The sequence below is a fragment of the Pseudoalteromonas sp. NC201 genome, assembly GCF_002850255.1.
GTDB lineage: Bacteria > Pseudomonadota > Gammaproteobacteria > Enterobacterales > Alteromonadaceae > Pseudoalteromonas.
This window is the reverse complement of sequence record NZ_CP022522.1, coordinates 3,630,078-3,642,952: the sequence shown is the minus strand read 5'-3', so window position 1 is coordinate 3,642,952 and position 12,875 is coordinate 3,630,078. Positions and strand designations below refer to the sequence as shown.

At 48.6% G+C, this 12,875-nt stretch carries 2 protein-coding genes (1 of these 2 only partly in view); both read left to right on the top strand.

Features of this window, described 5'->3' with window-relative positions; genetic code table 11:
* On the top strand, positions 1-828 hold the end of the coding sequence (locus PNC201_RS15965; protein WP_102057607.1) for a non-ribosomal peptide synthetase. Its footprint begins 9,000 nt before the window's first position; only the last 828 of its 9,828 coding nucleotides appear in the window; its start codon lies off the left edge, out of view; it ends in the stop codon at positions 826-828.
* Entirely contained in the window at positions 828-12,875 is a 12,048-nt protein-coding gene (locus tag PNC201_RS15960) for a non-ribosomal peptide synthetase (RefSeq protein ID WP_102057606.1), read from the top strand. The genes PNC201_RS15965 and PNC201_RS15960 overlap by 1 nt, the downstream gene beginning before the upstream one ends.

The window sequence follows — 12,875 nt, the reverse complement described above, 5'->3', positions numbered from 1 at the left end:
ATGCCCGGAGAGTTATACATCGCGGGCGATAATGTGGCTCAGGCGTATTTTGGGTTGCCTGAGCTCAGCGCCAGTAAATTTGTGTCATTGTCTTTGAACAATGACTCACAGCGTTATTATCAGACGGGCGACCAAGTGCGTTGGCTGCTAGATGAACAGGGCAACCCTAGTGTGCTGCAGTTTATTGGTCGTCGAGACAACCAAGTTAAACTGCGTGGCTATCGCATCGAACTTGAAGAAATTGCGGCTCAGCTTGAGCACCTAGATGCAGTGCAACAAGCACATGTGTTACTTAACGAAAGTAAAGATAACTTACTGGGCTGTGTGGTACTAACTACACCATCGCACAGTGATGCCATTTATGAGCTTGAACAGACGCTACACACTCAGATATTAGCCTCGTTAGCAGAGGTCCTACCAAGTTACATGTTGCCTTACAAGCTGTATGCACTGGCTGCTATGCCACTTACCAATAATGGCAAAGTAGACGCGGGAGCACTTGCACAACTGGTGCAATCGCAACTGGCGCAAGTGCTTACAGCACCTTTAGCTCCTATGACTGAACTACAAACGCTGCTGGCAGAAATTTTTGCTCAAGTGCTCAATACTCAAGTTCGAGATATTAACATTAACTTCTTTGAGTTAGGGGGGCACTCTTTATCAGCAAGCCAAGCGGTTGCCTTAATTGAGCAGGCGCTTGAGGTGCCCATTACCTTAAAAATATTGTTCGAGCGGCCAAGCGTAAGCGCACTTGCAACTTGGTGTGAGATCCATCGTGCAGCCAAAGCGGCGGACGAAAACGGTCAGTCTGAGGAGATGTTTTTGTGATGAATGAACAGCAAAGACAGATAGAGGCATTGATCGCAGAAGCATTAGCAGCTGGCGTGACCTTGTATGAAAAAAACGGTGGCTTAGCATTTAAGCAAACCGCTGGGTTTCCTCCACAGTTAAAACAGCAGGTGGTTGAATATAAATCAGAGATCATTGCTTACTTTCAGCAGCAAAGTCGTGATATGGCGAACTCATCGCCGAAAATAGTCGCGCAGCCAAATGCGGGGAAGGACTTACCGCTGAGTTTTGCACAGGAAGGGCTGTGGTTTATTGAGCAACTGCAAGGTAGCAAGCAGTATTATATGCCTGCTGAGTTTTTGTTACGCGGCAAGCTTAATATTCAAGCAATGCGCAGCGCTGTACAAGATGTGGTGCAGCGCCACGAAATACTGCACGCTAGGTTTGTAAAAAATGAACAAGATGGCCAACCCCAGCTGCAAATAACGGATGACGTGATTGCGCCGTTCGAGTGGCTTGATACCAGTGTAGCACCTGAGGAAACAAGGCAAGCCTACATAGCTTCCCGCATCGCAGCCCATCAGAACAAGCCTTTTGACTTGGCTCATGATTGTTTGCTTCGCGTGCTGGTGGTAAGTAATGGCGATGAGCATCACCTTGCTTTTAATATGCACCATATTGTCTCTGACGGGGCGTCAATGGCGCTACTTGCACAAGAGATAGAGGCTGGCTATTGCAAACACATAGGCGCATCTTATACACCGCTTGCAACTATGCAGGTGCAATATAGTGATTTTAGTCAGTGGCAGCGAGCACAGCTAACGCCAGATCGCATCGAGGCACCACTGGCGCAACTAAAACAGCAATTTGGCGAATTAGCGCCGTTGCAGTCATTGCCTTGTGATTTTGTCCGTCCTGCGGTGCAGTCGTTAACGGGGAAAGTATATCGCCAAGCGCTTGATGCGTCGTTATTTGCGGCGATCTCGACACAGGCGAAGTCGCTCCAGCTCACACCCTTTATGTGGCTGCTCAATACCTTTATGTTGTTTATCGCAAGGCTTACGCAATCGCAGCAGGTGGTTGTAGGCACGCCAGAACTTGGCCGTCATCACTCCGAATTAACGCCACTAATCGGTTTGTTTGTTAATACCTTAGTGATGCATGCAAAGCTCGAAAGTGATATGCCATTTAGCCAATGGTTGCAGCAACAAAAAGCCCTCAACCTAGCGGCGTTTGAATATCGCGATATTCCTTTTGATAAAGTGGTGGAAGCGGTTGGTGCTCCAAGAGATTTAAGTCACCATCCGCTAGTGCAAATATTATTTACACTGGAAACCCGTGATGAGCGTGCTTTTACGCTTCCGGGATTATCGGTTCAAGAAGTGCAAAAACAACAGGCGGATAGCATAGCGGTAAAATGCGACTTAGAACTCAATGCCGTAGTTGATGAGCAGGCACTTTATTTACATTGGAAGTTTGATAGCCATCTTTACACAGAAGAAACCATCAAGCATTGGGCGGATTGTTTCCATACGCTGCTTCAAGCTTGTGTTACAGCCCCTCATACCGCCGTTGGTGAACTTGCGCTACTGAGTCAAAAACAGCAACAAGCATTAATAACGGGCGCTCAATGCCAAGCGGCAACTTGGCCTAAGCAAGACACCATCACCAGTTTATTCACGCGCTACGCCGAGCACTTTGCCACACGTACTGCCGTGCAAGATAGCACGACTATGCTGAATTATCGTGAGCTTAACGATCGAGTCAATGCGCTGGCGGTAATGCTGTTACAACAAGGGGTCACGCCACGAACCATGCTGGTGGTGAGTGTATCACGCAGCATAGAGATGATAGTGACCTTGCTAGCAGTGCTTAGAGTGGGTGCTGCCTATGTGCCGGTAGATCCCGACTACCCGCAAGAGCGCATTGAGTATATTTTGGGAGACGTGCAAAGCCCATGGCTGCTTTGTGACAACGCTACGCAGGCACAGTTTAGCCGGCTTTCCTACCAGCTAATTAATGTGTCACAGGCAGAGCTTCAGGCCAGCCGCGAAGCCCTCAAGCTGCTTGATGCTATTCAGGTTGAGCCGCAAGATTTGGCTTATATGATCTATACCTCGGGCACCACAGGGCGACCAAAAGGCGTACAAATTGAGCATCGTCATGTGGTGCGCTTACTTCATGTAGGGCCCAACTTATTCGATTTTAATGAGCAAGATGTTTGGACCTTGTTTCATTCCTTCTGCTTTGATTTCTCAGTGTGGGAAATGTATGGCGCGTTACTCTTTGGTGGTCGCCTTGTGGTTGTGGATAAAGCGACTGCGCAAGACACTCAAGCTTTTGCTCAGTTGTTGGTTGATGCCCAGGTTACGGTCTTAAATCAAACACCAAGTGCGTTTTACGCGCTACAAGCCACGTTACTCAATGATAGTCAGTTGGCGAGCCAATGTGCAGTAAGGTACGTGATTTTTGGTGGTGAAGCGTTGCAGCCAAGTAAGCTGCAGCCTTGGGCACAGTACTTACCAAATTGCCAGTTAATCAATATGTATGGCATTACCGAAACCACGGTACATGTTACGTTTAAGGCGCTGAAGCCTGCGGATCTGACGCTTGGCACCAGTAATATAGGTCGTGCTATTCCGACCACCAGCTGCTATGTACTTGATGACAAGCAAAGGCTCTTGCCGCAAGGTGCCGTGGGCGAGTTGTACGTAGGGGGCGAGGGGGTTTGTCGGGGGTATTGGCAACGTGACGAATTAAACGCGACCCGCTTTATTCAAAACCCATTTAGTGAAGCGTCTGAGCAGCGATTATATCGCTCGGGCGATCTCGTGCGCTTAATGGCCAGCGGTGAGCTGAGCTATGTTGGCCGAATTGACGACCAGGTAAAAGTTCGGGGTTATCGCATTGAATTAGGCGAAATTGAAAACCAGTTGCGCCATCATCCCGAAGTGGCTGAGGTCACTGTGCTGTTAAATCGGCAAGACCCAGAAAATGTCTGGATCTGCGCCTTTGTGGTGTTACACAAACAGGTCGAGTTCGACGACATCACTTTGGTCATGCAGCAGTTTTTAAAACAAAATTTACCTGACCATATGTTGCCGGCCAAAGTGCAAGCGGTGACAGCTATGCCACTGACCAGCAATGGTAAAGTAGATAAAAAAGCACTATTGCAGCAACTTGATATAAGCTTTAACGAAAACACTTATGAAGCACCGATTGGCGAGCTTGAAACCCAACTTGCAAGCTATTTTGCCGAGATACTGCAGCGCGAGTCAGTTGGTCGCTATGACGACTTTTTTAGACTCGGCGGGCACTCGCTGCTTGCTGCAAAACTGGCAAATCATATTCGCAAGACGCTGCACATTGAGTTACCGCTGCAAGCGATTTTTACGCACCCTACGGTGCAAGGTTTAGCTACAGCACTTGAAAAGCAAGACGCGCAGCTAAGTACAATTGCTGTGGTGGATAAAACCAATGGCGTAGTATTGTCTTTTGCTCAGCAGCGTTTATGGACACTAGATCAAATGCAGCAGGGCAGCCAGCAATATCAAATTCAAGCGTTATTGGCGTTTTCAGGGGAGCTTGATCTGAGCGCATTCGAGCAAAGTTGGCAAAAAGTGCTGTCACGGCATCAGGTGTTGCATTCGGCTATCACAAACACTAATGATGGGCCTAAACAGCACCTTGTGGCTTTGCCTGAGCATTTTGTTACGCTTATTGACGTCTCCACACAATCACCGCTTTGGCAAACTGTGGTTTGGCAGCGCGCGGTACGAGACGACCAAGCGCAGGGTTTTGATCTTAGTAAAGATCTAATGATCCGCGCAACCCTAGTTCGCTTTTCATCAGACTACCATCGGCTTATCGTCAATATGCATCATATTGCTAGTGATGCTCACTCCATTGAAGTATTAATGCGAGAGCTGACGCAGTTTTATGCCCAAGGCTGTGAACTTGCCCATGACTTGATTGCGCCACCTGAGGTGCAATATGCGGATTATGCCCATTGGCATCGAGCACAGTGCCAAGGCGCGCAGCAAAGTGCAGACATGGCATTTTGGTCTGCGCATCTTGACGATGCGCCGCCACTGCACCAATTACCGCTCGATACGCCTCGTGGGCAGGCCGTGAACAATAGCGCGCAAGCATTTAATGAACAGCTAAGCGTAGAGACATGGCAACGGCTGCAACAGTTTTGTCAGCGTTTGGGCATAACCCCGTTTATTTGGTTGCATAGCGCGTATGCGGTGGTGCTTGCTAAGTTTAGCCAAGTGGATGATATTGTGATTGGTGCGCCATTTTCAGGGCGGCATCACCCACAAGTGGAGCAGTTGATTGGCTTTTTCGTCAATGCCTTGCCAATTCGCGTGAAGGTCGATTGGCAGCAGAGTTTCAGTCAGCTACTCGATATACAAAGAGAGCAGATTGAACAAGTACATCAACATCAATCACTTCCCTTTGAGCAGCTCATTGATCATCTTGGTGTTAGCCGAGAGCTGAGTCACCAAAGTGTTTTCCAGTTGAGTTTTGCGTTTAATCCCGAGCCACAGCACACACCAGAGTTTGTGGGGCTCAGCACGGAAGTTTTAGCATCGGAAAACGCGCGTGCCAAGTTTGATCTAGAGCTCAGCGCAACAGAAAGTGGGCAAGGGTTGAGATTGCACTGGCTATACAACAGTGGATTATTTGAAAGAGAAACCGTAGCTAGCATTGCAGAGTGTTTTAATGTTGTGATCGCGCAGTTACTCACGCAGCATGAGTGCCCGCTTGCGGATATAAAACTTTGCAAGGAGCAGCCGCTAGAGAATCATGCGATTTCAGGCAAATCAGCGCCGGAACACTTTGAGCTTTCTGTGCTTGAGCAAATTGAGCGACATATGGCAGAGCCTGCACAAGCTGAGCGGCTCGCAGTAATTGACACAAACTCAAATCAAACCTTGAGTTATGGTGAGCTTAATGAAAGAGCCAAGGCATTGGCGGCGCTGTTATTAAGTGAAGGGCTGCAACCAGAGCAGTCTGTGCTTGTTGCGATGACGGGCAGCGCAGATCTCATTGTGGCGATGTTGGCTGTGTTAAAAGCGGGTGGATGTTATGTGCCTGTTGACCCTCATTACCCTCAAGCGCGAGTCAATTACATCGCTAAAGACAGCAGCGCTGCGCTGGTTTTAACCAAGTGTGAGTTTGCCGCTCGCTTTGAGGTAGCAGAGTTAGATGATAACGACATTGAGGCTGAATATCGCTCCTCACATGTCATTTGTGTTGATGACGCCAACGTGCAGGCGCGCCTTGCGACAATATCACTACCTCAGCAGTTTCCAAAAGTTAAAGCGGAGCAGCTGGCCTATGTTATTTATACCTCAGGCACAACAGGTAATCCTAAAGGCGTGATGATAGCCCATCAAGGGTTGGCGAATTTATGTGGTTGGCACCGACGAGCTTTTGCGGTGGATAATCATAGCGTTGCGAGTCAAACCGCCAACCCCGCCTTTGACGCGGCAACATGGGAAATTTGGCCTTATTTATGTGCTGGCGCGAGCCTCGTGTGTGTGACAAAAGCGGTGCTACAGTCACCGGCCGAATTAACAGCCTGTTTCAATACACACCAAGTCACGCATAGTTTTATTGCAACGCCAATCGCTCAAGCGCTGCTCACTGAGTCTTTGTTTAACCCGCAAAGCTTGCGCTATTTATTGGTTGGCGGCGATAAACTCGGTGCGCTTCAAGCAAAAGAATACGGATTTACCTTAGTCAATAACTATGGACCCACCGAAGCCTCGGTGGTCGCGACTTCAGGTGTGGTTGAGTTTGACGGAAAGGTGCCAGATATCGGCTTGCCCGTCGACAATAGCCAGCTATTTGTTTTAGACCCACAACTGCGTGCTGTGCCTCAGGGGATGATTGGGGAGTTATACGTAACAGGGGCAGGACTTGCCAGAGGATATTTACATCAACCACAGCTTAGCGATGAGCGTTTTATTGAGCTACAAGTCTCTCCATCGCAAACGGTACGAGCCTATAAAACGGGAGATTTGGTTCGCCTGCTTAGCAGCGGCCGTATCGCCTATATGGGTCGTAACGATGGACAAGTAAAACTGCGAGGGTATCGTATTGAGTTGGCCGAAATTGAACAGCAAATTGGGCTGCTATCGAGCGTACAAGAATGCGCAGTTCAGATAACCACAAGTGCGTCAGGGCAGCCACAGTTGCAGGCATTTGTGGTGGCAAACACTGAGCCTCAAGTGCTTCAAGCCCGGCTAAAGGAAAGACTACCAAGTTATATGGTGCCAGAGCATTTTGTTATGCTCGCAAGGCTACCTTTGACACCGCATGGCAAGGTTGACCATCGTGCCTTGGCAACACTTGGTAAAACTCAACAGACTATCACAGTAACCGAGCCGAGCGCGGTCACACCACAGGCTAACAGCATCGTAGCCCAGTTACTGGCGATTTATCGGCAGGTATTAAATACACCATCGATGACCGCTGAAGATGACTATTTTGCTTTAGGCGGCGACTCTATTTTGAGTATTCAAATCGCAAGTAAAGCCAAAGCACTCAAGTTACCTGTTAGTGCTACCGACGTGTTTACCTACCCCAGTGTTTCGGCACTTGCAGCAAGACTTGCCCAGCAAGATATTCACCTGACTATGGGTAAAGAAAGGCAGCCATTGGTTGGTCAACTCGATAAATTACCAATTCAGCATTGGTTTTTCGCCCAACAATTTGCCAAACCCAGTCATTGGGATCAAAGCGTGTTGGTGAGTGTAGATAAATCCGTCACACCAGCGCAGCTCAAGCAAGTGATAGGGTACTTGATAGCTCAGCACGATGCGCTACGTTTGGTGGTTGCGGATGAAAATACCCTATTTGTACGTGATGGCATTGATATTAAAAAGGTATTTACGGCGCATACGCTTGAGCGTGACGCATGGCAAGCTGAGCTGAGCGAGTTCAGTGAGCAAGTGCAGCAAGGTTTTGCGTTTACTGGCACGCCACTGTTTAAAGCAGTGTTATTTGTTACACCTGACGGCGAAGCCAACAATCGCTTGCTGTTTAGCGCACATCACTTGCTAGTGGATGGCGTCTCTTGGCGTGTGTTACTTGAAGATGTAAGTCAGCTATTACAGCAGCAAACAAACAATGTGCCGCTGGAGCTTCCTGCCGCAAGCGCGAATTTGGCTGAACTTGCCGATTTTTATCGTGAACTTGCAACCGATGAGCGTGGTTTGCGCAAATGGCAGAAGGTGGCTGCACTGGCTGAAACTTCGCACTTATTGAGTCTTAAAGATACAAGCGCGACCCCAACCATAGCCAAAGTTCGCCACACATTGTCAGCAGCGCACACCCGTGCGCTACTGGGATCCGCCAACACCAGTTACGGTACGACGGCGCAAGCATTGCTGCTTAGTGCGCTTGCCTGGTGTGCGCAAAAGCGTGGTGCAGGCAGTGAAGTGATCATGCTAGAAGGGCATGGTCGCGAGTTACTGACGGAGGCACTGGATAGCAGCCGAACCATTGGCTGGTTAACGGCGCTCTATCCAATGCAGTTATTTAGTAATGGTAGCCGCTTGCATGATGTGATTTGCAGTATCAAGGCAGAGCTTGAAAGGAGCGCTAAAGTCGCCAGTAGTTATGGTGCAGCGCGGTATTTACACCCAGAACCAAACGTTCGCTCGTCGCTTGAGATTGATACCCGAGGCTTACTGTTTTTCAACTATTTAGGCCAGCTAGATACAGTCATTGAGCAACAAGGTTTGCTGGGAGATGCTCGTGAGTCGACTGGCACTTTGGTTGCAGAGTCAAACCTCAGTTACTTTGGAGCGCAGCTAACAGCGGCAGTTGTCGATGGTCAATTGGCGTTAACGTTAGAGTTTGACAGCCTGCGCTTAGCATCTGAAGCAGCAGAGCGATTAAGTAAAGAGATACTCGAAAGTCTAATTCAGGTCATCGAGCATTGCCAATCCCAGCCTCAACGTCATTACACAGTCAGTGACTTTGCACTTCTCAGCGGCATTTCTGAACGGCAGTTACAGCGCATACTTGGGCAGGTTGAAGGGGAAGTTGAGGATATTTACCCTCTAACAGGCTTACAGCAAGGCATGTGGTTTCACAGTCAAACGGTACATGAGGCGCACGCTCAAAGCACGCTACCTTACGTCGAGCAAACCAGCTTATTGTTGCAAGGAAGTATAGATATTGAAGCGCTGAGTTATGCTTGGCAGCAATTGATTAAGCAGCACAGCATATTACGCTCGGCCTTTATAGATGTTGCTGGCGAGCCGCTGCAAGCGGTCTGTAAACATGCCGATGTGCCACTCAAATTGTTGCACAGCAGCGTCATTGCAGAAGAGCAATCGCAAATAGTGAAATCACAGGCTGCGGTGGAACTTGCCGAGCCGCTTAGGCTTTCACAAGCGCCTTGTATGCGGTTGTGTTTAATCGCTTTTGAAGATGGCAATGTTGGGGTGGTTTGGACTTATCATCATCTCATTATAGATGGATGGTCGCTGCCGGTATTATTTGCTGAATTATTGGCATTTTATCAAGCTCGTTGTCAAGGTGAGCTACGCCCCATTGTGGAGGATAATTTCCGCGATCATATTGAGTACTTACATACGCATGCTGAAGTTGATGAAGCGTTTTGGCGAGAGTATTTGGGAGCAGTCACTGCGCCCACATTACTCAGCGAAAAGGTACTACACACTGAAAATCAAGCGGTTGGAGTTAAAGAACTTAGTGTGACTTTACCGCAATCGTTGCAAGATGCCGTGACTCGCTTTACAGGCGAACAAGGACTTACCGTCAATCAGTTTATCCAAGGGCTCTGGGCGTATTGGGTGGCAAATTGCTGCAACGAACCGTATGCCTTATTTGGTCAAACCATTGCGGGCAGACCTACAGCGCTTAGTAGAATGGCGCAGCGCGTTGGCTTGTATATCAATACGCAAGCGGTCCATGTCGCGATAGATCAAGCTGCGCGTGTGAAAGATTACCTGCAAGCGGTGAAGTCGCAGCTTACGGCATTGGCGCAGCACCCGCATACACCACTGACACAAGTTCATCAGTGGTCGGGTATTGAGAACGACAGTCCATTGTTTGATTGCTTGTATGTTTTTGAAAATTATCCGCAAGATCCGTTGCAAAATAGCGCTGCGCTGCCATTTATTGCAACAACCTTAAGCGAAGTTGACGAAACACACTACCCATTGACCTTTGTGGTCGGCGTAGGGGCGAGTTTATCGCTCACGCTGAGCTATCAGCAGCAATGCTTTGATGAAGTGTTTATCGAGCAAAGCCTAGCGGCGATGCAGCAGCTGATGTTAGCTGCGACACAACAGCCCGAACAAACACTTGGGAAATTGTCTTGGCAGCCTCAACACGCGCAGTACAGCAAGGCATTGCCTCTACCTACTTTTTCACTGACGCAAGCGGTGCAATATCAAACGCCAAATTTACCAATTCAGCAATTATTTGCTCAAGTTGCTGCTGAATTTCCTGAGCATATTGCTATTCGTGAATATAGTACCGCCTCTGGGGAGGCTCGCTGTTATCGCTATTCACAGCTGGATAAAGACGCCAATCAGCTCGCCCATTACCTTGCTTCACGACTAGAGCCGAGTACAGCCCCCGTTATTATTGGCCTGTGTCTAGAGGCGAATTACCAGCTTATTGTGGCTATGCTTGCGGTGCTCAAATTGGGCGCAGCTTATCTACCAATTGCACCAACACTACCCGAGTCTCGACGTCGTTTGCTGCTGCAAAATGCCAATGCAGCCATGCTGGTTTCTAAAACAGAATATTGGCAGGGTAGCTCGGAGCAGGTGGTGCCTCAAGTCGATTTAGATAGTATTCAGGGCGCTTTGGCTGAGCAGCCTAGTCGTTGCTTTACTGCGCCATGCCAGATTGACGACCTCTGTTATGTAATTTATACCTCGGGCACCACGGGCATGCCAAAAGGGGTGATGGTGGAGCATGCCAGTGTCGTTAATTATGTGCAGGCATTAGCCGCGCAATATGCGATTACGCCAAGCGACAATTACCTGCAATTTGCTAGCATGAGTTTTGATGTGTTTGCCGAAGAAGTCTTTTGTACTTTACTTCGTGGCGCAACCTTGGTGATGGCACCGACAGACGACATGTTGGACCCCAATAAGTTGGCGCAATTAAGCCAAGATGCCGAGTTAACACTGATGAGTTTACCAACGGCGTATTGGCATCAACTTGCAGCGACTTCAGTCACCTTGCCAACCTCGCTGAGGATCATCACCATAGGTGGCGAGCAAATGCAGATTGCCGCGCTCACCGATTGGCAGCAGCGCTATGGCGACCGTATTCGAATTATTAACGCCTATGGCCCGACTGAAGCAACCATTTCTGCAACCCTTAATGATGTCACACACTTCAGCGGTGCACGCGTGCCAATCGGTCAGCCCGTCGCGGGTTTGTCTTTATATTTACTTGATGAGCAGCTTCGAGCGGTGGCTACCGGTGTGGAAGGGGATTTATACATTGCAGGTATTGGCCTTGCCAGAGGCTATCTCAATGACGAAGAAAAGACGCAGCAGGCCTTTATCATTGAGCCAAATAGCAGCCAGCGATTTTATAAAACTGGCGATCGCGCTTGCTGCTTAGCCTCAAATGAATTGCTGTATCTAGGTCGTGGTGATGACCAAGTTAAAGTGCGCGGTTACCGCATCGAATTGGGTGAGATTGAGCGGCAACTTCAGCTGCTAGACGAAGTTGCTGCTTGTGCTGTGGTGGTGCGTGAAGATAGCTGTAACAACGCGCAATTAGTGGCATTTGTGCAGCCAACGCAGCATACGGAAGTGGGTGATGCTGCTTTGCGAGCGCAATTACGCGCAGTACTACCCACTTACATGGTCCCTGAGTTGTTTCAATCAGTTAGCCAACTTCCGCTGACAACGAACGGCAAAGTAGATCGCAAACAGCTCATTGCGCTGGCCGGATCATACCCTCCGCCTCAACCCTTGCGGCAAGAGGCTAAGCTGGAAAGGCTTACACCACTACAAACTCAATTAGTGCAGCAGTTTGCTAGTCGTTTGCTGGTGGATGGAGTGTACCTTGACGATAACTTCTTTAATTTAGGTGGTCATTCGCTATTAGCGATGCGTTTAGTGGGTGATATTAATCAGCACCTACAGCTCAATTTGCCACTGTCGGCACTTTTTGAGCATCCGACTGTGCGTGGGCTCAGCCAGTATATTCAAGCATTGAGGGATAGTTTCGGCGAATGTCATGGTAAACCTCAATCGCTTGAAACCTTAGTGTGTTTGCAAGAGGGCGAGCTTGGTTTTACACCAGTGGTGTTGATTGCGGGAGCGGGGGGTTGGTTAATGGCATTTCATGCGTTAGTGAATGGGCTTGATAGCCGTATACCCGTTTATGGCTTGCAGCCAGAGGCGCTAGCCGAGGAACCCGAGACGCTAACCTCGATTAGACACACCGCAGCGTATTACTTGAGTGTATTAGCAGGCGCTGAACTTGGTGAGCAAGTGCATTTGGTCGGACATTCTTTTGGCAGCTTTATCGCCTATCAACTTGCCACTTTACTTGAGCAGCAAGGTCGAATTGGCTGTTCGGTAACTGTGATTGATACGCCTGTACCGAGCAACCCAGCGCTTAACTTAGATGAAGCGCAAATCGCACAAATGATGCTGGATAATCTGATAACGTTTTTTCGCCTCAGTGTCTCTGATGCTGAAATCAGTGCCTATAAGCAAGGTGATGCTTCAGCACGCATTGCCTATCTCAATCAATGGATACATCAAGCTGGATTTAACTTTAGTGATGCGCATTTACGCCACTTTCAACAAGTTTTTAGTGCCCAACTGCGAGCAAATATTGAGATGCCGTCTATGCTTAGCGACACCCTAATCTGTGTTGTAAAAACGCAGCAAACGCAAGAATTTGAAGGCCATCCTGTGAATAAAGACATGGGATGGAAACCATTTAGTCACTCTCTCTCTTGTTATGAAGTCAAAGGAGATCATTTGTCCTGCCTGCAAGCCGAGCAAGTAGGGCAGTTGGTTAACATAATTGAGCGCAACTATGTGTTGCACTAG